The organism is Flavobacterium geliluteum (assembly GCF_017948595.1).
In the GTDB taxonomy this organism is placed as follows: Bacteria; Bacteroidota; Bacteroidia; order Flavobacteriales; family Flavobacteriaceae; genus Flavobacterium; species Flavobacterium flavipigmentatum.
In genome coordinates this window covers 107,952-128,654 of sequence record NZ_JAGFBV010000008.1, presented here as the reverse complement: position 1 = coordinate 128,654, position 20,703 = coordinate 107,952, and the positions used below count along the sequence as shown (strand labels likewise).

Annotated in this window: 19 protein-coding genes; 4 read left to right on the top strand and 15 right to left on the bottom strand. The window is 31.4% G+C overall.

Annotation, left to right across the window (positions count from 1 at the left end):
• The first annotated feature begins 68 nt into the window (after positions 1-68).
• Both lptB and J3495_RS07090 read left to right on the top strand, forming a co-directional pair.
• On the top strand, positions 69-809 hold the full coding sequence (gene lptB / locus J3495_RS07095; RefSeq protein WP_007803831.1) for an LPS export ABC transporter ATP-binding protein: 741 nt from the start codon (positions 69-71) through the stop codon (positions 807-809).
• A 55-nt stretch (positions 810-864) separates the two neighbouring features.
• Positions 865-1,083, top strand: a complete 219-nt coding sequence (locus tag J3495_RS07090; RefSeq protein ID WP_210665853.1) for a DUF5808 domain-containing protein — start codon at positions 865-867, stop codon at positions 1,081-1,083.
• 45 nt (positions 1,084-1,128) lie between these two features.
• On the opposite strand, the gene J3495_RS07085 is transcribed toward J3495_RS07090, so the two are convergent.
• Complete coding sequence (locus J3495_RS07085) at positions 1,129-1,971, bottom strand: glycoside hydrolase family 25 protein (protein WP_210665877.1); 843 nt, start codon at positions 1,969-1,971, stop codon at positions 1,129-1,131.
• 23 nt (positions 1,972-1,994) lie between these two features.
• Positions 1,995-2,726: a CDP-alcohol phosphatidyltransferase family protein gene (locus tag J3495_RS07080; protein ID WP_210665852.1), complete on the bottom strand. Its 732-nt coding sequence runs from the start codon at positions 2,724-2,726 to the stop codon at positions 1,995-1,997.
• Positions 2,727-2,915: 189 nt separating this feature from the next.
• Here J3495_RS07080 and J3495_RS07075 point away from each other — a divergent pair, with 189 nt between their 5' ends.
• Entirely contained in the window at positions 2,916-3,986 is a 1,071-nt protein-coding gene (locus tag J3495_RS07075) for a putative type IX sorting system protein PorV2 (RefSeq protein ID WP_449536203.1), read from the top strand.
• Between the two features lie 34 nt (positions 3,987-4,020).
• Positions 4,021-5,160, top strand: coding sequence for a lipoprotein N-acyltransferase Lnb domain-containing protein (locus tag J3495_RS07070; RefSeq protein ID WP_210665851.1), 1,140 nt, complete (start codon positions 4,021-4,023; stop codon positions 5,158-5,160).
• A gap of 3 nt (positions 5,161-5,163) precedes the next feature.
• On the opposite strand, the gene J3495_RS07065 is transcribed toward J3495_RS07070, so the two are convergent.
• From J3495_RS07065 to J3495_RS07005, 13 genes are all read right to left on the bottom strand, one after another.
• Positions 5,164-6,552, bottom strand: coding sequence for an exopolysaccharide biosynthesis polyprenyl glycosylphosphotransferase (locus J3495_RS07065; protein WP_210665850.1), 1,389 nt, complete (start codon positions 6,550-6,552; stop codon positions 5,164-5,166).
• A gap of 56 nt (positions 6,553-6,608) precedes the next feature.
• Positions 6,609-7,958, bottom strand: a complete 1,350-nt coding sequence (locus J3495_RS07060; RefSeq protein ID WP_210665849.1) for an O-antigen ligase family protein — start codon at positions 7,956-7,958, stop codon at positions 6,609-6,611.
• A gap of 17 nt (positions 7,959-7,975) precedes the next feature.
• Complete coding sequence (locus J3495_RS07055) at positions 7,976-9,061, bottom strand: glycosyltransferase (protein ID WP_210665848.1); 1,086 nt, start codon at positions 9,059-9,061, stop codon at positions 7,976-7,978.
• Positions 9,058-10,134, bottom strand: coding sequence for a glycosyltransferase (locus J3495_RS07050; protein WP_236025417.1), 1,077 nt, complete (start codon positions 10,132-10,134; stop codon positions 9,058-9,060). Before J3495_RS07050 ends, J3495_RS07055 begins: the two co-directional genes overlap by 4 nt.
• 73 nt (positions 10,135-10,207) lie before the next feature.
• Positions 10,208-11,200: a glycosyltransferase family 2 protein gene (locus J3495_RS07045; protein WP_210665847.1), complete on the bottom strand. Its 993-nt coding sequence runs from the start codon at positions 11,198-11,200 to the stop codon at positions 10,208-10,210.
• 3 nt (positions 11,201-11,203) lie between these two features.
• A complete protein-coding gene (locus J3495_RS07040) occupies positions 11,204-12,745 on the bottom strand; it encodes a glycosyltransferase family 2 protein (protein ID WP_210665846.1) in 1,542 nt (513 codons plus the stop codon).
• A gap of 5 nt (positions 12,746-12,750) precedes the next feature.
• The gene (locus tag J3495_RS07035) at positions 12,751-13,902 is read right to left on the bottom strand and encodes a glycosyltransferase family 4 protein (protein WP_210665845.1); all 1,152 of its coding nucleotides are present in this window, start codon (positions 13,900-13,902) and stop codon (positions 12,751-12,753) included.
• On the bottom strand, positions 13,903-14,784 hold the full coding sequence (locus J3495_RS07030) for a hypothetical protein (protein WP_210665844.1): 882 nt from the start codon (positions 14,782-14,784) through the stop codon (positions 13,903-13,905).
• The gene (locus tag J3495_RS07025; protein ID WP_210665843.1) at positions 14,784-16,217 is read right to left on the bottom strand and encodes an MBOAT family O-acyltransferase; all 1,434 of its coding nucleotides are present in this window, start codon (positions 16,215-16,217) and stop codon (positions 14,784-14,786) included. The genes J3495_RS07030 and J3495_RS07025 overlap by 1 nt, the downstream gene beginning before the upstream one ends.
• Before the next feature lie 50 nt (positions 16,218-16,267).
• Positions 16,268-17,335 carry a glycosyltransferase family 4 protein gene (locus tag J3495_RS07020; protein WP_210665842.1) on the bottom strand — a complete coding sequence of 356 codons (1,068 nt, stop codon included), beginning with the start codon at positions 17,333-17,335 and terminating at the stop codon, positions 16,268-16,270.
• Positions 17,332-18,411 (bottom strand): acyltransferase family protein, encoded by a 1,080-nt coding sequence (locus J3495_RS07015; protein WP_210665841.1) that lies wholly within the window; start codon positions 18,409-18,411, stop codon positions 17,332-17,334. Before J3495_RS07015 ends, J3495_RS07020 begins: the two co-directional genes overlap by 4 nt.
• Positions 18,408-19,799 (bottom strand): CDP-glycerol glycerophosphotransferase family protein, encoded by a 1,392-nt coding sequence (locus J3495_RS07010; protein WP_210665840.1) that lies wholly within the window; start codon positions 19,797-19,799, stop codon positions 18,408-18,410. The genes J3495_RS07015 and J3495_RS07010 overlap by 4 nt, the downstream gene beginning before the upstream one ends.
• Positions 19,796-20,701: an alpha-1,2-fucosyltransferase gene (locus tag J3495_RS07005; protein WP_210665839.1), complete on the bottom strand. Its 906-nt coding sequence runs from the start codon at positions 20,699-20,701 to the stop codon at positions 19,796-19,798. The genes J3495_RS07010 and J3495_RS07005 overlap by 4 nt, the downstream gene beginning before the upstream one ends.
• Between the last annotated feature and the right edge of the window lie 2 nt (positions 20,702-20,703).

Sequence of the window (20,703 nt, the reverse complement as noted above, 5' to 3'; positions counted from 1 at the left end):
TTGAATCGTTTATTCGTTAATTTGCAGCGAATAAACGATTCAAACGCTTAAACGCTTAAACTAAAAAAATGAAACTACGAGCCGATAATTTAATCAAAACCTACAAAGGTCGAAGCGTTGTAAAAGGAATTTCTGTTGAAGTAAACCAAGGGGAAATCGTTGGACTTTTGGGACCAAATGGTGCCGGAAAAACAACTTCATTTTACATGATCGTAGGATTGGTAAAACCAAACTCAGGAAATATCTATCTTGATGATCTGAATATTACCGACTATCCAATGTACAAGCGCGCACAGCAAGGTATTGGCTATCTGGCTCAGGAAGCTTCTGTTTTTAGAAAATTAAGTATCGAAGACAATATTCTTAGCGTTTTGCAATTGACCAAACTTTCTAAAGAAGAGCAAATTGCAAAGATGGAAAGTTTAATTGAAGAATTTAGCTTAGAACATATTCGTACCAACCGAGGTGATTTACTTTCGGGAGGTGAGCGTCGTCGTACCGAAATCGCTCGTGCTTTGGCAACCGATCCGAAATTTATTTTATTAGACGAACCTTTTGCAGGTGTTGACCCCGTTGCCGTAGAAGATATTCAGCGAATTGTTGCACAATTAAAAAACAAAAACATCGGAATCCTAATTACCGATCACAACGTTCAGGAGACTTTAGCCATTACTGACAAAACGTATTTGATGTTTGAAGGTGGAATTTTAAAAGCAGGAATTCCGGAAGAATTGGTAGAAGACGAAATGGTTCGCCGTGTTTATTTGGGGCAAAATTTTGAATTGCGTAAAAAGAAACTTGAATTTTAAATCAAAAAAATCAACGACGTTTTTAATTTGAACTTTTAATTAAAAAACATTCAAAATGAATTCAGAAAAACCAACACAAGAAGATTTAAATAATTGGAATAAAGATCCTAAAAATTGGTTTGGCCCTTTTTATTTCAATAAAGAAGACAAAAGATTCTTTGTTCAGAAAAGAGTTGCTTGGATGGGTTTTACCCTTAACTTTGGAAACACAATAGCAGTGCTAACTATTATTGCTTTGTTGTTTTTCCTTTATAGTGTGCGTAGATATCAGTAATTTTTTTATTTTGCATCCATCCTAATTTTACCTTTTAAAAACAAGCTACTCCACCGTTATAAATTGCAATTGTTCTAAGTCGCCATTGTAAATATTTACGTCGACACTGCGTTCTATTCCCGGCACAGTCGCTTTTTCTGTAAATTGCCAGAAAAGCCATTCTTCGTCCATTTTTTCTCTGTAAAAATTATAATTGGCAATCCAGAATAAATATTCTCCAAAACCATCTTGTAAAAAATCACTATAATAGCGTTCTCCTGTATAGATGATTGGGCGCACACCATAATGAGATTCTACTTTATTCAACCATCTTTTCAAGCCTTTTTTTAATGAATCCAAAGGCTGATTTTTAGGCAACTTTTCAATATCCAAAACCGGAGGCAAATCACCTTTTTTTAGCTTGACCGTTTTTATAAAAAGATTAGCCTGCTCGATAGAATTTTCGTTCGGACGATAATAATGATAAGCCCCACGAATAATTTTATGCTTTTTGGCTTCTAACCAGTTATTTTTAAATTGTCTGTCAACCCTATCGTTACCGGCTGTAGCGCGAACAAAAACAAACTGCACAGGATATTTTTCCTCCAGCATTTCGACATCATCCCAATCAATAACTCCTTGAAATTCAGAAACATCAATCCCTACAACTTTTCCTTTATGATTTTCTAAAACCTGAATATTTCGAACATCCGAAAGGCGTTTTTCAACACTATCTTCTGTTCTATTGGATTTAAAACCCAAATAATACGCCAGTCCATGACGATAATGATAAACGGCACCTAAAAAAAGCATCGTAAAAAAAGTTCCCACTATCCATCGTAAGGCCTGATTAAAGATCGATTTTGCAGGTTTTGATTTTTTGGTATAAGAAGTTCTTCGTTGCGCCATTTTATTTTTATTCAAACCAAAAACTACTTTTTAGAAAAGATATTGTTAACAATCGACAATAACACATAAAAAATAATAATCAGAGGAATTGCGATGTAACGAAGTAAAACGAGCAATACGCCAGAAATCAATAAAAATAGTATTTGAAGTGCATTGTCTTTCAAATTGAATTTCTTGATTTTTAATGAAAACAATGGAATTTCAGCATTCATAACATAAGCACTACATAATGTAATAAGTAGTAAAACCCATTCATTTGTTAAAACTTCAAGAATGATGATCGAATTTGAAAATTCTACAACCAAAGGAAGGCTTAAAATAAACAATGCATTTGCAGGAGTTGGCAAACCAATAAATGAATCTGTCTGGCGAGTATCAATATTAAAATTGGCTAATCTGTAACACGCACCTAAAGTGATAATAAATCCTAAAAAAGGAATGATAGCCTGATTTCCTAATTGATGACCGCTTCTTTCGAACATACTGTACATTACATAACCTGGAACAACGCCGCTCGTCACCATATCTGCCAAAGAATCTAATTGCAATCCAAGTGGACTTGAGACTTTGAATAATCTCGCAAAAAAACCATCAAAAAAATCAAAAAATATCCCTAAACACACCATGTAAAAAGCCATAAGAAAGTAAAAAGAATCTTGCCAACAATTAGCTTGCGATACAAAAACAACTGCGATACAACCACAAAAAAGATTGATTAACGTAATTAAATTCGGAATGTGTTTTTTGATATTCATGTTTTATAAATTTGATAGTCTTGAGGAACAAAATTAGCATAATATGTTAATGTTGCACGTGTTTTTAAAATAGATTTTTATTAAATCATACCCATCAGCAATATTTACTAAAAGGAGTAAATAAGCTCAGTAAATTATTATATTTTTGATAAAAATTTAAACAAGCCCCTGTTTTCAAAAAAATAAACGTTGAAAAAATTTTTAGTCTTTTTATTACTTAGCTATTGTACCGCCCAATACAGCCAAACAACTCGTAAATATTCGAATGAATTTATGAATATTGGTGTTGATGCCGCAGCCTTAGGGATGTCGAATGCCGTTGTTGCTTCGACCAGCGATGTTAATTCGGGCTACTGGAATCCAGCAGGTTTATTGCACCTCGAAGATCATCAAATATCATTGATGCACGCCAATTATTTTGCCAACATTGCGCAGTACGACTACATTGGTTATGCAATCCCTATTGATGACAGAAGTGCTTGGGGAATTTCGATGATTCGTTTTGGAGTTGACGACATCTTAGACACTACAGAATTAATTGACAACCAAGGCAATATCGATTACAACCGAATTAGCTTATTTTCAACTGCCGATTATGGTTTTACCTTTTCGTATGCGAGAAAATTGCCTGTAGAAGGTTTTCAATACGGTGTAAATGCTAAAATCATTCGAAGAATCATTGGTAAATTTGCCAATTCCTGGGGTTTTGGTTTTGATTTTGGAATACAATTCGAAAGAAACGATTGGAAATTTGGCCTCATGCTTCGCGACATTACCACGACATATAATATTTGGAATATTGACGAAAAAGAATACAAGAAAATCTCTGATGCTATTCCGGGAGAAAATCAGGAATTGCCGGAAAGTACCGAAATTACTTTGCCCAAAGCACAATTAGGAGTGGCCAAAAAATTTGACTTCCATAATGATTACAGCCTTTTGGTCGCAACCAATCTAAATATGCGTTTTGAACAAACCAATGATATTATTTCATCTCAAATAGTAAGTATTGATCCGGCAGTGGGCTTTGAATTTGGTTATACAGATCTCGTTTTTTTAAGAGCCGGAGCTGGAAATTTTCAGAATGTAACGCAATTAGACAGCACCGAAAAACTTAGTTTTCAGCCCAATATTGGTCTTGGTTTTAAATATAAAGGCATACAAATTGATTACGCTTTGACCGATTTAGGCAATCAAAGTACCGCTTTGTATTCGAATATTTTTTCCTTGAAAGTAGATTTAGGTATCTTTAGAAAATAATTTAAAAACCACAAACTTCTTAACATTTTAAATCATGAAAAAAGTCTTCCTTCAAAAAACACTTTTTAGCATACTATTAGTACTAAGTTGTTGCGTTGGTTTTGGCCAAGACATACCTGTTTCTAAAGATTTAAAAGTAAGCATTTTAACATGCGGACTTGGTAACGAGACCTATTCGTATTTTGGTCATACCGCCATTCGGGTTACCGATACAACAAACCATATCGATATCGTTTATAATTATGGTGCCTTTGATTTTAGAACGCCAAATTTTGTAGCCAAATTTGCAAAAGGAGATTTACAATATTTTGTTACGGCGCATGCCTACGTAGATTTTATTAACGATTATAATAATGAAAAAAGAAGCGTTTACGAGCAAGAATTACTAATTCCTATTAATCTGAAACAAGAATTATTTTCTAATCTTAATCGAACTTTACTTTCAGAAGATCGTTACTATACTTATAAATTTATCGACAAAAATTGTACTTCAATGGTAGTCGACATCATCAATAAAACTTTAAAAAGCAATGCAATTGTAAAAAAAGGAGACACTACTATTACTTACAGAAGTATTTTATTTCCTTATTTTGATAGACATTTTTATGAAAAACTAGGAACAAGTATTATTTTCGGAACTAAAGTAGACCAACCGGGAACTAAAATATTTTTGCCTTTTGAATTGAAAAATAGCTTAGAGCAAATCAATTTTCAAAATCATCCGTTAACCAGTAAAAGCAAGACAATTTTAAATTTCGAAAAAGAAACACCTTTTTCATGGTGGAATAACCTTTATACTTATCTTTTTATCCTTGCCTTTGTAGCGGTAGCAAAAAACAAAATTGTCGACAAAAGCTATCTTTTTGTTTTATCTCTAATCGGAATCTTTTTTATAATCGTTGGATTTTACTCACTTCATCAGGAGTTGGCAATGAATTATAATGTGCTTTTATTTAGTCCTTTTTTACTGATTTTAATTTTGCTATCTCTCATTAAAAACAAAAAATGGACCTATCGATTTGCAGTTTTGCACTTATTATTTTTGGTCGTTTATTTCTTGTTTATGATCAACAAAGTACATCTTTTGATAGTACTTCCTATGATTATCACCAGCGGAATCGTTTTGGTTAGAGTAGCTCTTCGCAACAAAAAACCAATTCCGATTATTATTTAGAGATTATTGTCCGCGATAAAAAAGTATGGTTGTAAATGTTTTTAAAGTAATGCTCAGATCGAGAAAAATGCTTCTGTGTTTGATATAATACAAATCGTATTGCAACTTTATCAAACTCTCTTCTATAGATTCTCCATAAGAATAATTTACCTGTGCCCAGCCTGTAAGACCCGGTTTGATAACATGTCTCGTCTCATAAAAAGGCATAATTTCGGCAATTTCTTTCACAAAAAATGGACGCTCTGGTCTGGGGCCAATAACAGCCATATCTCCTTTTAGAATGTTGATAAATTGAGGAAATTCGTCAAGTCGGGTTTTGCGCAAAAACTTTCCAAAAGGAGTAATTCTTTTATCATTTGAAGTTGCAAAAACAACTCCGTTTTGCTCAGAGTTCGCTACCATTGTGCGGAATTTATAAATCTCGAAAACTACTCCGTCTTTGCCAACACGCTCTTGCGTATAAAACAAAGGGCCTTTGTTTCCGATTAAATTTCCAACAAAAATAATAGGAATAAAAACCAAACAGAGCGACATCCCAATCAAAGAAAAAATGTATCCGATAAGAAGCACTAATAATAAATATAATTTATTGTGATTGTTTCGGCTAAAAGGGAAAAAGCGATAAAAATCTCGTGCTATGTATTGCACGGGAATGCGTTGGGTTTTGCTTTCGTACACTTGCGTGTACTCGCGTATTACATTTCCAGATTCTAAAAGATGTAATAATTGCTGGTATAAATCTGGAGTAATTCCGTCCGTTTTTTGCGAGGCTATAATGATTTCTGAAACATTATTATTTTTTACAAAAACCTTTAAATCTGTTTTATTGACTTCTTTTATGTAATGATTTTTTTTATCTACGGAAGAATCTGAATTCACAAATCCTATTATTTTATAATGCGGATCAACACTTTCCAGACCTAGCACCAACTCTTCTACCTGATTTTGATCACAAATTAAAACTACGTTTTGTAAAAACCGATAGGATGCTAAAAAATAGACATAAATACTTCTCCAAATTAATAACGCAAAAAGCACGGTAAGATAAAATGTCAGGATGGCAATCCTGTGTTTTGGAAGTTCGGGAGACAAAACCGGTGTAAGTAAATAGACAATAACTGTTGATGTTGTGGTAAATATAGTGCTTTTGAGAATCTGAAATTGATTGCTTGCTACTTGCAGATTGTACATTTCAAAAATGGTCCCGAACAGGAATAAATAAAGCACTAAAACAGCTTCCCAGTAATAATTTTCTAAAGAAAATTTGAAATAGTGAAACTCTACTATTAAACTCAATAAATGCAAACTGCCCAGAACAAAAAAAGCATCAAAAATATGAAGTAATACTTTTCTTTCTGAAATTTCGAAATGCATTTTATTGTTTGAAAGCATTTTTTTAAATTTATTCCGAGTCTATAATTAAGGCAAATGTATTATAAAAATAGAAATTAGTTTAGCGAATTTTCACCTTTTTTCGGAACTCTAATTTCTACCCAAAGAAGTGTTAGAGCATAAATAAACGCTGGTGCTGCGGTACGCATTGAAGCATGATTTATTGTCAATAACCAAAAAAAATAAAACGACAAAAAATACAAATGCTGTCGATTATTGATATAAACAGCAAAAGGTGTTATAAAAAGCAATAAAAGTCCTAAGATACCAAATATTCCATGCTCACTTAACATCCTTGAGATTTCATTATGTGAGGCAACTTCTCCACCAAATGTTTCTTTCCTAAATTGCTTTCCCATACCTGCTCCAATACCCATGACAGGGTTATCAATAAAAAGTTTGAACTCGTCCTGCATGATTAATTCGCGACCTCCCAGACGATCTTTCTTCGTTCTACCTCTCGAATCTTCATTGGCATATCGTTTATTAATTAATCCCGAAGTCTGCACCGAACTATATACCCAAATACCAAGACCCATTATAAATGTCAAGAGAATTACAAAACCCAACTTCCCTTTACTTTTTGACGAAGAAAACAAATACAAGATTGCTAAAAGAGCGCAAATCATCACCACTCCGGTAATAATCCCGCCTCTGGAGAAAGTCACGATTCCTCTGTAACTCACCAAAACAAATAATATAATATTTAAGAAAATTTCTTTTTTAGTTTTTGAAAACAGCACTAATTGTGTAAAAAAAACAAAAATCCCTAAACCTAAAATAGTAGATACCTGATTAGGACCAAACCCCCCAGAAGTTTCAAAGTTAGACTGCGTCCCCGTCACAACACCCTGAACACTTGGATTGTATAAAAACAAATAAATAGTTGTAGTGATTACGGGAAGTCCCATCGCTACCAGAATATTTTGTAAATCAGAAAATACAATTCTCCTATTATACATATATATGGAGGAAATCCCCAAACAAACTGCTCCCGACAAATTAAAAACTAACGCTTTCTTGATATCTGTATTAAAATCGGCCGTTATTGTAGTTATTAAAATTCCTGGCACCAAAAGAAGTATAAAGACGGCATAAATCATACCATTGACAGAGAAGTTGCTGTACATCATGCCGATAAGCATAAAGATAATCACAGTGACCTTTATATACTCATTGTTAAAATTTCCACCCGTCATGCGGAGAAAAACTTCAACTCCTACCAGATAACCAGCAATCAGAAGAACTTCGTTATTTCTGTTTTTGGTTTTAAAAACAATAAAAAAGCCAATAATAGGTATTAAAAGAGCGTAGATTTTAGACAAAAAAGGTATTGCAAAAACTGTCAAAGCAATTGCGGCATGAATTATAAGTAGATAGCCATAAGACAATGGAGTGTTTTTCATTTATTTTTTTAAATATTTTATCTAAAATTACTCAAAGAATTCAGCCAATATAGGTATTCTTTAATAATAGATTGCTCACTAAAACTTAATTCAATTTTTCTAAACAAAGCTTCTCCCATTTTATTTCTATACTCTTCATTTTCTATGAATTTAATAATCGAATTTGAAAATTGTTCCAAATTATCTGATTCAACCACCAAACCTTCTTTTCCAGAATTGATTACACTTGAAACTTCCCCAACATTTGTTGCAACCACAGGCATTTTACACCTACCATATTCTAAAATAGCCAAAGGAAGTCCCTCTGACAATGAAGACAAAACTGCAATATTGCATTGTTTTAATGCCGAAACAACATGCTCTGTTGTTCCGTAAAAAAAGACATTATTCTTTAATTTTAAATTTAGAATTAGATTCATAATCTCTTTAGAATAATCATCTTCAAAATCTTTTCCAAACAAGTGAAAAGTCCAGTCGGGATATTTTTTACAGATTATATTAGCGGCGCTAATTAATAATTTATGATTTTTTTGCTCCCGAAGATTTGCTACACATATAATTCTTTTATCATCAACACCTTGTAAAGGTAACTCTTCGTCTGAGAAAAAAGAACTCATTATAAAATTAGAAAAATAAACGATATTTGATGACCAGAGATAAGATTCTGCCCATTTTTTTAGTGCTAGATTAACTGCAATACTTCCTGCAAAAAATAGTGAACCAATTTTTAAACTTATATTTTTTCTTGCGTTCAAATCCTGTGAAATACCATAATGATCATGCCAAATGATTTGTATTTTTGGAAAAGTTATTTTTACCAAAACAGCAATAAAAAAAGAGGAACTATGAGCATGAATAAAATCGATTTTGTTGTCTTTTATAAATTTCCTAAGCCTAAAAACTGCTCCAAAGTCAATACTTTTTGTTTTTTTAAGAAATAAATACGAAACCTTTGCATCTAATTGTTTTTTTAAGATTCCTTCTTTTCGGGTAACCACTAATCCCGAAAATGCAATTCTACCGACCAAAGCATTGGCATAATTTACGGCCATTCGCTCTGCTCCTCCTGCTTCTAATGAGTCTATAATTTGTACTATTCTCATCTTTTTTCTAAAAGCTTTTTGATTTCAGTTTCAAAAACATCTGTGGTATATATTTGCGACCAATCTTTTGCTAGTTGGCTCATGATCATAAAAATTTTCTCATCTTCAACTATTTTTTCTAGTTGAAGAACATCTTTATCCAGATTCATCTCTAATAAAATGCCGCGATTACCAAAATCAAGCATGTATGGTACACAAGAAACCTTGGTTGCAATAGGAACACAACCCCAAAACATTCCCTCAGCAATGGCCTTGGGCCAACCTTCGCTTTTTGACGGCAATAAGACAAAATGGCTTTTTTGATAGGCCGTTTTAACAATTTCCTGGTTTTGATTACCGTGCAAAAAAATAGTATTTTCTAATTGATGTGTTTTAATATATTCTTCCAGAACTGTACTTTCAGTACCATTTCCGTACACATTTAAAACAACATTTTTTCCTTTATTTTTTAACTTCTCAATTAATTGAATTGCATACATAGGGTTTTTACCGGATACCAAACTTCCAACAAAAACAAACTGTATTTTAGTTTTAAAATTTTCTTTTATTACGACTTTTTTTTCATTCTCTGAATAAGTGGCTGTAAAAAATGGTTTTATATTACTTGTTTGATTTTCCCATTCTCCGTAAACCAAAACCTGCATATTTCGAGTCAAAAAAGTATTGCTCAAAATATACTTTTGCAATTTGTATGTCCAAGGTTGTTTGCTCCCTGGATCCCAATTTCCGGCATATTTAGCCGTTTTCATTTTATGAGGAAAAAATATTTGTACTACACAACCTATCAATCCAATATTTCCAGGGCATCGCAAATGAATGTGATTTGCATTTTTCATAGCCTTAAAAATCTGCCAAAAAATAATTGGCAATTTGAATACCGAAAAAAAAATGTTTTTTAGACTCGTTACATTAAAATCGGGAACCTTTCTAAAATCGATGATATGATGCTGATAAAAATGATCGATTACTGAAGGATTATTATCTTTTAAGGGTGCAACAACAATTAGTTCATCAACATATTTTAACCAAATATTCATTTCGCGCATATAAGGTGCATAGCCAAAAAATTTCATTTGATTTTGAATGTGATTTACATGAGTGATTATTGCAAATTTAATAATTGAAGAACTCATTCGTTAATTTCCTTTATATTGGTTTATTAAAAATCAGACTCCACCACCCTATTATTCTGCCCAAAGACTCTGTAAATGCAGCTTTTTTATTTTTATCTGTAATGACATTTGTCAACCTTATAATTATGAGTAAAATTGTAATCGCATTCCATTTTAAGCGGTCTTTTAGAATTGGTTTTGGATTTTTAACTCTCCATACATACCAACCGTTTCTTACTACCATTTTACCATACTTATATTGGTTAGGCCTTCCTGACTCTGCATGAAAATGACTTAATTTTGCCTCTGTATTTACATATAATTTCCCCGTTTTTGATACTCTTAGCGAAAAATCTGCATCTTCATACAAACCGTAACCTTCAAAATAAGTAGAAAATGAAAATGTGTCAAAAATTACTTTCCTAAAAGACGAAACACCGCCCATTAATTGTTCCACTTCATATATTTTATTGCTGGGAGGTAAAAAACCTATACTCCTTCCATGAGAAAAATTAGGAGAAAAACCTGGTGGACAATCAGTATCTAAACCAATTTTCTTTCGCAACACAAAACGACTTCCATCTTTACGCTTCCATTCGTCAATACAAAATTCGTTACTTTTAGGAATATAATTCCTTATTACTTTATCCCACTTTACTTCATTTGTAATGTACCCGCCAACTCCGAGAGCTTCAGGATTTTTTTTATATGTACCTAGTAAAATTTCAAAATAATCTGGTTCTAAAACAGTATCATCATCCAAAAAACAAACGATTTCAATCGCTGAATTTACTTTCGAAATTCCGAAATTACGCTGTTTTGTTAGTCCTCGATTTTCTTTCGTAACTAAAAAATATTGTAACTTTTCAAAATGATTTTGCGCTATTACTTCTTTAGTTTCATCGTTGATCGAACCATCAATAATGAGTATTTCATCGGGATACAATGACTGTTTCTGAACCGATTGCAATAATTGCAGTAACGGTTCAGGACGCATATAGGTACAAATAATTAAAGAAAATTTCATACTCTATTTGTGTCTAATTCCTAATTCATTTAATTTTCGAGCATAAAACAAAGATTTTTTAAACTGCAAATTTTTGTATGGCAAACGCAAAAATCGATATAAAAATCCCGTTTTAGAGCCTTTAAAAAGATACAGAAAAAAATGTTTGTATTTGTACTCCATGACTTGTTGAGGTGTAAAATGTTTTACAATTCCGTACATAATTGTTGGACTCGGAACTGGCTTTATTCTTTTTACAGGAACACCTAATTCCCAAGGTTGGGCTTTTCTCTTTTTACCTAAAATTTTAGCTTGGGTGCCCCAAAAACGATATCCTCCCGTTGCTGGCTTTAAATGTAAATTGACCGAAAATGGATTTGAAATCAGTGCTACTCCTAATTTTGCCAAAGACAAACCAAAATCTGTATCTTCGCCATAACCTCCATCAAAATTGACATCATTTCCTATCAATTTTCGAACATACTCTGCTTTGACACAAGTATTGGCGTTATTAAAAGTATGAGATATTCCTACTTTCCATCTTTTATCACCTAACTGTGTCAATTTATTTTCCAAATCTGTCAAGTCTTGTTCCTGATTATCTGCCCTGACATCTAAACCGTCTGATGCATGCGCTTTGTACGTTTGCAGTATTCTAATATGATTTTCGATAAAATTTGGCTGAATCCTTATATCATCATCTCCAAAAACAATATAGTCGCCCGTACATAATTCTATGGCTTCATTCCTTGCCCTGCAACTCCCTTTTGTTTCCTGCCATTTTGTAATTAACTCAAAAGGATATTTTTTTTCATCATACAAACTTTCATTTCTTTGATTTTCTGGAGTTGCATCTATTACCACTACCTGAGAAACAGGATACGTTTGGTGTGCTAAATCGTTTAAAAGCTGTAAAGCAAACTGTTGACGCATCATTGTTGGAATGATGTAACTAACCGTTGGATTGCCTTCAATAACATTCAATGGGCGAGGTTTTACAAGAGGTCTTTTTTCAGTTCTTTTTTTGAAATTTTTCTTAGCATAAAAAAAAGCACTCCATTCTTTCCATTTCCAAAAACCTTCTCGATACAACATAAATACTGAGTGATCAATTTTGAAGTTTTTTCGAAAAAAAACATATCGATCATTTACTGAAATATTGATTCCTGCTATCTCTTTCTCTTCAAAAAGACCTTTTATATAAAGCGGAATCGCCGCAGAACTCCTCAAAGCATTATAGCCAAAATCAAGTGCTTGCATTTGAAGGTTTTGGTAGTCAGGATCAAAACCTCCCAAAGTCTCCCAAACAGACTTCCGAATTGCAAATTGATTGGGATTTATTCTCCAGCTCACACATTCGTCAAGATGATCAAAATCATTGATATACCAGAAAAAAACAGCCGTTTGATAGAGCAATTCTGGAAAAGCATTTTTGTAACCTTGCTCAAAAGAACTGTGCCAAATATCTCCTGCACCAGATGATAAAATCTCTAATTGATCCAGATCTGGCGTTCCGTTGTATGAAATAATTTCTCCAGTTTTTGTTATAAATTCTTTTAATTTCATTTGCCTTATACTGGATTAATAATTCTTTTATAAAATTCGATATTCTGCTTTGCGATTATTGTTATATCAAAAGAAATTTCGGTTTTCTCTCTTGCTGCTTTACCAATACTCAGAGCGAAATCTTCATCTCTTAAAACATTTTTTATTTTTTCTGCAAATAAATCGTGATTCTCAGGATGGATCAAGAAACCATTTACACCGTCCTCTATTAATTCATTTGCCCATCCAATGTTACTGTTTACCACTGCCTTTTGCATGGCCATAGACTCTATGGTTACCATACCTAATGTTTCTGCAAAAGTAGGAAACACACAAACATTTGCTTTTTTTATAAAATTTTGTACTTCTGAATACGGAATTTTGCCTATATAATCCACATTTTCTAAATCTCTTTTATCAAATTGATTTTGCATCAGTTGCCAAGTTGAATCTGAGTTAGTTTTCACATCATAAGAGTCATTCCCTATCAGCACTAATTTTGCATTAGGAAACTCTCTTCGAACTCTATTAAAAATTTCAGGCAATTCTAAAACGCCTTTTTTTCTAATCAAAGTTCCAATATATAAGATGAGATTTTTTTCATATTTTTCAGGGAAATCATTCTGAAAATTGTGAAGTTCTAAACCATGATGAATAACTTTAGTTTCTTTATTTTTCGCTTTAAAAAGTAAATTCGTCAGTTTTCCGGCAAATTCAGTCGGTGCAATAAAAGCTTTAGCCTTTTGTAAAGCTAATTTTTCGAACCAATAATTTTTAAGTTTTTGTTTTCTCTTTTCTAAGTGACAAAAATAAGTATCACTTCCGTGAAAACGAATCACCAAAGGGATCTTAAAATTCATAAAGGCAGTAATACCAGTCCAATCTGGCGCTTCAATTACAGAAATATTATCTCTTTTTATAATTGATTCACAATAATTCTGAATATATTTTCGATAGAAAAACCAACCCAAAATTGGATACTTTTTGTTTTTAATCAAATGAATCGTGATTCCGTTCTCCCTAATAATTTCCTGCGTTTTTTGCCCATAAACAAATACAGAAACTTTTGTTCCTTGCTTGACCAGAGCTGTAACAAGATTATTTATACTGGTACCAATCCCCGCTGCATAGGCAACTTTACTGTGAGGAAATTCAGGAGTTAAAAAAGCTATATGCATTTATTTCTTAAAAAAGTCTTTTAATATTCTAGCTGTAAACATCCTAGCTCCTGTGTCATTCATGTGTCCGCAAGAGGAAAAATATTTATTTTCTACCACTACATTTTCGTAATTATGAATTTCCGGATAAACTTTTTTTACCTTTTCAAAATAATTCATACCGACAACATTTTCGCACATAGGAGTCATAACTGCTATCAAATTAATATTATTGGCTTTGCAAATATTCTTTATTTCTTGGTAATATTTATTATGAGGCAAGGGATTGAGGTTGATTATATTATTTTTCATATTACCATTTTTATGTTTTATCAAAGGATAATATCCTAAATTATCTAGAACATTTGTCTTTTTATGAACTGCAGCATAAAAGACTTCTCTAAAACCAATTTTACTATCATATTTAATATATCTATAAAATGGAATATAATAGAACTTATTAAAATTGGCATCTGATTTAAAATGTTCTTTAATAATTGCTGAATTATGAATATATGGTAAAAATTTAGCTGTAATCCCTTCAGATTCCTTATCACTAGCCAGACTTAAATCAGCTTCAAGAATTATATTTTTAATAGTATATTTTCTTTCTATCATCAATTTCAAAAGCAATGATGTCTCAAACAAATGTCCGCCACTAATTCCATAATTAAACGTTTTCAAACCTCTATCTTCAAACATTTGTGCAACAAAATGATTATGAGCGCGTGATGTTCCTAAAATTAAAACATCAAGTTTTTGCGCTTTAGAATTAAATACGGTTTCTATTTTTCCTCTATTCTTAGATTGCAAAAAAACAGCAGTATAAATACAATCTAAAATCATGGCAACCAAAAATATTACAATCAAAATTTTGGTCATGTAAACTAAAAAATTCTTCATTAAAACTGAAAATATATAAATTCTTTATAATCTGAAAAAGTCCCAAAAGCCATAATTGCTGCAATTGCCAACGCTAATTTCAGTGTCGTCCTTTTTCCTGAAATTGGCTCTATCTTATTGCGAATATTCCATTCAACCAAAGTAAATAAAGCAATCATAACAATAAGTTCGTAATTACTTCTATCGTTTGCTAAATATTCAATTTTAAATTCTCTATTAGAAATAATTTGTTTTAGATACAAAACTGCATCTGTTATGGTTTTTGCTCTAAAGAAAACCCATGCAATACAAGTTAAAGCAAAAGTAAATACAATACTTATGATGACCTTTACAGAACTAAAATCGAATTTTAACTGAATGTCATCCATATTATTCCGATTGCTATTACTTAAAAGCAAAGGCAAAAAGTACAGCGCATTTATAAAACCCCACGCAATATATGTCCAATTGGCGCCATGCCAAAAACCGCTGACTAAGAAAATGATGAATGTATTTCTAATTTTTATCCAGATTCCGCCTTTGCTTCCACCAAGCGGAATGTATAAATAATCGCGAAACCAAGACGAAAGCGAGATGTGCCAACGACGCCAAAATTCGGCAATATCTCTTGAAAAATAAGGATAATTAAAGTTTCGCAACAGATCTAAACCAAATAATTTTGAAACCCCCAAAGCGATATCCGAATATCCTGAGAAATCTCCATAAATCTGAAAAGCAAAATAAATAGCCCCTAAAATAAGAGAAAAAGAATTCATTGAAGGATAATGATCAAAAATAGCATTGGCATACGTTGCGCAGGTATCTGCGATAACGACTTTTTTGACCAATCCCCAAATAATTTGGTAAATGCCCTCTTTGGCTTTTTCAAAATCGAATTCTCTTTTTACTTTTAACTGAGGTAATAAATGGGTGGCTCTCTCTATTGGTCCCGCCACTAATAGCGGAAAATAACTAACAAACAGAGAATAATCTATAAAATTATATTCGGCTTTTATTCTTTTCAAATAAATATCGATAACATACGACAAACCATGAAAAGTGTAAAATGAAATTCCAACCGGGAGAATTACATCCAGCAAAAGCGGACTTACCTTTATACCCGCTGAGTTTAGCAATTCTGAAAATGACCCCGCAAAAAAGTTATAATATTTAAAGATTCCAAGAAACCCTAAATTCACTATAATACTCAGCCAAAACCAAAACTTCCTCCTTTTTTCTGATTTTCCTTTTTCAATCTGAATTCCTGTGTAATAATCCAGAAAAGTAGAGAAAACCAGCAAGAATAAAAATCTCCAGTCCCAACAAGAATAAAAATAATAGCTAGCAACGATTAATAAGACATTTTGCGTGCTTTTGTTTTTATTGAAAACAAACCAATACAGAAAAAAAACAATTGGCAAAAAGATAGCAAAAGCTAGGGAATTAAAAAACATACAATTAAATTGATTTTACACAGCAAAAATATACTTATAAATTTTAAAAATCATAATTCTCTAAAATGATTATCTACCATTAATTTAAGATTAAAATTTTCACGAATATTTATAAAAGTCTCATTATTAATTTTTTTTCGACCTTGGCAAATTTCTTGTAAAAGTTTCGCTAACTGTTTTGGTTGATGTGGCTCAATCAAATAGCCATTTTCATTGTGAATGACAACCTCAGCATTTCCTCCAACTGTCGTTGTGATTACTGGAACATTTGCACTAAGGCTTTCCAGAATTGACAAACTAAAACATTCCATATAGGTAGGTTGAATCATGTAGTCGTACTCGCAATAAATCTCATTTAAAACAGAAGAACTTCCGAAAAAAAGAATGTTTTTTTCTAAATGATACTTTTTTACCAACTCTTTCAACTTTATTTCATAATCTCCTTCTCCGTAAAGATGAAAAACACTGTTAGCAATTATTGTTTCAGGCAAAAAAGAAACTGCCTCGATGAGATCTTGTATTCCCTTTACGTATCTCAAATTTGAAGTCAGAATAAATTTTTTAAAATATCTTTCATTGTTTTCTCTCTTCAAAAACAATTCTTCTTTTACGCCATTATAAATTGTTTTTGTTTTTTTTCTTAAAAACAAACCATAATCTTTCAGAATATTTTTAGTAGTATAATCTGAAACTCCAATAAATGTATCGGTGTATTTAGAATACAAAATACCCTTTAATTTCTTTATTAGTTTTTTCTTAAAAGTAAACCCTTCAAGAGGTCTTGGATTATGATCAACACAAATAATTTTTGAAGGATAATACTTTTTTACATCTTTAAAAAAAGAACTACATAACTCAACAAAATGAGTAATGATAACATCGTATTTTGAATTATTTTTATTTATATAATCAATAAAAAAAGTTTCTAATTGATAATTCTCAAAACTAATAATTGTCATTCCTTTATAATTTGTATTCTCAATTTCGTTCGGAAAAAACCAATCGACTTCTACATTATTTTCTTTGCATTTTTTATCAAATTCCCAGAAAAAATAATCCATTCCGCCGACTCTTTCAGGATGTAATTTGTAATTGCAAAGTATGGCTATTTTGGTCATATTTTCTTTTTTAATAAGGTTTTATTAAGATACTTAATAATCTTAGATTCAATTGTATTAGTATAAAAAACACTAAAAAGAGTCATGAAAATTATAATTAAAACCGGAGCGATAAAACTATTGGAACGGAAAAAAGGAACTATTTTTAAAATCCATACTACCCCAATATTTTCATGAATTAGATATAAAAAATAAGAAGAAAAACCAATCGCAGCTAGAATCTTATTTTTAAAAATTATCAAAATCCCCGGACAGTATATAAAACAGAAAAATAAACCAAACATAATTGCAGTTGCAATCAATTCGGGAATCGACAAAGAAAGATTTGCACTTAAATAAGCAAACAAGAGAAAAAGTAAATATACATAATGGTTACTTTTTCTATACAACATGTAGAAGAGAGCGCCAGAAAGAAAAAAAGATAAATGTTTGATGAGATTAAACAGATTTATTGCTTTTTCGAGAAACTTAATTTGATTTAAATTAAAAAAAAGTATGGTGTTATACAACAACATTAGCGTAATACAAACTATTATAAAATTTCTTTTGAAACTGATTTTATCTAAAAAATAAATTGTACTGGCTAAAAAATAAAATTGAATTTCAGGCCATAGACTCCAGTATGAAAAATTAATATAACTAAAGTAATTTCGGGTTCCGAATAGTAAATCGTAAACATTTGGAGGCAGGAAAGTGATGCTGGTAATCAAGTTATGAATTTGATTACTATCTTCAAACATTTTAGTTTTGTCGAATAGCGATAAAAAAACAAACGTTAGAACTGAGGCTATAAACATTGAAGGAAATAATCTGATAAACCTTTTTTTCCAGAAAACGATACGACTTTCAGTTCCTTCTAATGAGTAGCAAATTACAAACCCGCTAATCATAAAGAAAAAAGGAACACCTCTAAATCCGTAATGAAAAAACTCAGCTCCTTCATAAGGCGTTACTGGATTATTCCATCTGTAGAAATAATGATAAAATATAACGGAAAGAATTGCAAGAGCTCTAAAACCATCTAGAATGGCAATTCTGTTATTGAGATTTAAAGACTTTAAATTGGTTTCACTCATAACTCTGACAAAACTTTAATAATTCTTTTACTGGTTCCCACTAATTCTTTGCCAACTTGCAAATCAATCATAGCTTTTCTGTACTTCATTCTTTCTGATGGATTATTAAGAGTTGTATTAATTTGATCAATTAATACTTTTGTATTCTTAGCAATCATTACTGCATTACTATCAACAACTTTTTTATAGTGATCGTAGTTTAAAAATCTTTGGTCGTTGTAAAGACCATTTTCTAAATTTCCAAATACAGCATTTATTACTGGTTTATCAAATAGCATAAAATCTAGACTCATAGTTGAGCACATGTTAATACTAAGATCGGAGTTTTCGAGTATTGATCTCAAGTCTGATATATCTTCCTGACTTGGTATTCTTTGGGACCAATTTTCACTATGATTTTCTCTGGTTAAAATCCATTTTGGTACATTCCATATTATCCCGGGAAACTCATCTCGAATAGATCGAAATCTACTATCATCTTCAGCTGGAGATGTTCTAACGAGAAGCTGTACCTGATGCTTTATTTCATTATTTCTAATACCCTCAGCTATTGCTTTGATTACTAGAGGATCATTTTGACCGATTGAAGCATCTGCACAACTATAACAAATTATTTTTTTAGCGTTATCTAAACCAAATTTAGCAAAAAAGCTTTCGCTTGTCGATTCGTATTTACTTAGAACATAAGGCTCAAATTGTGGTGTTCCCACAATCTTTACATTTTCATTTTTTACATTTGGATAGAAGTAGAGTAACTCTTCTTTCATCAACTGGCTCCAAACCAAAAAATAATCAAAATTACCCAACATTCTCCCTTTAGATGCCAAATTGTCCCAACTAAAAATAAAAGTCCCTGCAGGAATTTTCAATTGGATTGCGGAGTACAAAAATGGCGCCAAATAAGGAGGTCTTTGATGTGTAAAGAACAAATGAGATGGTGTATCTTTTTTAAGTAATTCAAGATATTCTTTTGTTACATTATTTTTAGAAAACGATAAAAACTGCATCTTTTCTGCAAATAAAATACTCGAATCTGAATTAATATATTTAGTAAAAAAATAAATAATTTTTATAAATATTGACCTGATAGAATTATTTTTAGGATAACCAGAAACGAGATTATCATTCATCCCATAAAAGATTTTATATTTTTGTAAATGAGCTAACTCTTTCCATTTTCTGAAAGCCCAAGTTACTTTCCCTTCATTAAAAACAGTAAGTTCCTTTATCTCAATTTTAGAATTTTCTACATCTCGATAACAGCTTGCTGGTAGACCAGAATAAATAACAATTTTGTCAAATTGTTGAGAAGCTTCTATTATAAAATTACTCATAACAAAATTTCGAAATCCTACACCATCGGTTATTACTATCCCTAATTTTTTCATTTTAGCCCTCTAAATAATTGTTTTATTAGTACTTTAATTCGTTTTTTACTTTTATGATAAAAACACCTAATATCAATTAAAAACTCATATAAAAAACCTCTTACATAAAGAGTAAAATATTTTTTTTCTATTCCAAAACTAGAGTCATCAAAACTAAACCATCTGTCTGGAAAATAATCTGAATCATTATTTCTCTCTGCGAATTCACCTTGGAAAATTTTAATTGGTCTTATAATTTTAGATTTTTCCTTTTCTCCTAGCCAGGCGATCCACCAAGAAAAAGTTGAATTACTAATAATAAAATCATCACATTTTGCTCCTAAAACTAATTGATTAATTGGTGTTAAATCTTCTAAAAAGAATACATTTTTTAAAAATGAAAAATGATATTTGCAATACGATATATCATCACTTGTAAACACTATATTTCTATCTCTCCAGTCAGGAAAATTTTCTATAATTGATTTGAAATAAAACAAATATGATAATTGATAATAATGAGGGTGTCTCACAAAATCGCCTCTTCTAACAGATACCAATATTGTTTTTTTTGAAAAAAGAAAACTGTATTTAGCATATAAATCCTGGCTAAAACTTTCAAACTGAAAAAGTTTTTTAGTTTTTTCAACATTAAAATACTTTTCAGACTGAAGCCATCCATCAATATCATAATTACCTTTTTTCAGGTTCCATTCATAATAGTTAAACTCTTTTTCATTCACTATTTCAAAAGATTCATCTTTATAAAAAGCAGGTGGCCAATTTTTAAAATATTTTGAATAATTCCAATCTGGAAAAAAATACTCATGCCCAAATTTTTCAGCAAAACCAATTGTAGATGCTATCTGAAAAAGTTGATTTCCAAGATTTCCTTTTTTCCCAAGTTTAGAGAATGTAATCATTT

Coding starts and splice junctions, on each gene's coding strand:
- J3495_RS07020 (WP_210665842.1), bottom strand. CDS start 17,335: ATGACCAAAATAGCCATACTTTGCAATTACAAATTACATCCTGAAAGA.
- J3495_RS07025 (WP_210665843.1), bottom strand. CDS start 16,217: ATGTTTTTTAATTCCCTAGCTTTTGCTATCTTTTTGCCAATTGTTTTT.
- J3495_RS07030 (WP_210665844.1), bottom strand. CDS start 14,784: ATGAAGAATTTTTTAGTTTACATGACCAAAATTTTGATTGTAATATTT.
- J3495_RS07040 (WP_210665846.1), bottom strand. CDS start 12,745: ATGAAATTAAAAGAATTTATAACAAAAACTGGAGAAATTATTTCATAC.
- J3495_RS07055 (WP_210665848.1), bottom strand. CDS start 9,061: ATGAGAATAGTACAAATTATAGACTCATTAGAAGCAGGAGGAGCAGAG.
- J3495_RS07065 (WP_210665850.1), bottom strand. CDS start 6,552: ATGCTTTCAAACAATAAAATGCATTTCGAAATTTCAGAAAGAAAAGTA.
- J3495_RS07085 (WP_210665877.1), bottom strand. CDS start 1,971: ATGGCGCAACGAAGAACTTCTTATACCAAAAAATCAAAACCTGCAAAA.
- J3495_RS07070 (WP_210665851.1), top strand. CDS start 4,021: ATGAAAAAAGTCTTCCTTCAAAAAACACTTTTTAGCATACTATTAGTA.
- J3495_RS07045 (WP_210665847.1), bottom strand. CDS start 11,200: ATGAAATTTTCTTTAATTATTTGTACCTATATGCGTCCTGAACCGTTA.
- J3495_RS07015 (WP_210665841.1), bottom strand. CDS start 18,411: ATGAGTGAAACCAATTTAAAGTCTTTAAATCTCAATAACAGAATTGCC.
- J3495_RS07010 (WP_210665840.1), bottom strand. CDS start 19,799: ATGAAAAAATTAGGGATAGTAATAACCGATGGTGTAGGATTTCGAAAT.
- J3495_RS07050 (WP_236025417.1), bottom strand. CDS start 10,134: ATGAAATTTTTTGGCTATGCACCTTATATGCGCGAAATGAATATTTGG.
- J3495_RS07090 (WP_210665853.1), top strand. CDS start 865: ATGAATTCAGAAAAACCAACACAAGAAGATTTAAATAATTGGAATAAA.
- J3495_RS07060 (WP_210665849.1), bottom strand. CDS start 7,958: ATGAAAAACACTCCATTGTCTTATGGCTATCTACTTATAATTCATGCC.
- J3495_RS07035 (WP_210665845.1), bottom strand. CDS start 13,902: ATGCATATAGCTTTTTTAACTCCTGAATTTCCTCACAGTAAAGTTGCC.
- J3495_RS07005 (WP_210665839.1), bottom strand. CDS start 20,701: ATGATTACATTCTCTAAACTTGGGAAAAAAGGAAATCTTGGAAATCAA.
- J3495_RS07080 (WP_210665852.1), bottom strand. CDS start 2,726: ATGAATATCAAAAAACACATTCCGAATTTAATTACGTTAATCAATCTT.
- lptB (WP_007803831.1), top strand. CDS start 69: ATGAAACTACGAGCCGATAATTTAATCAAAACCTACAAAGGTCGAAGC.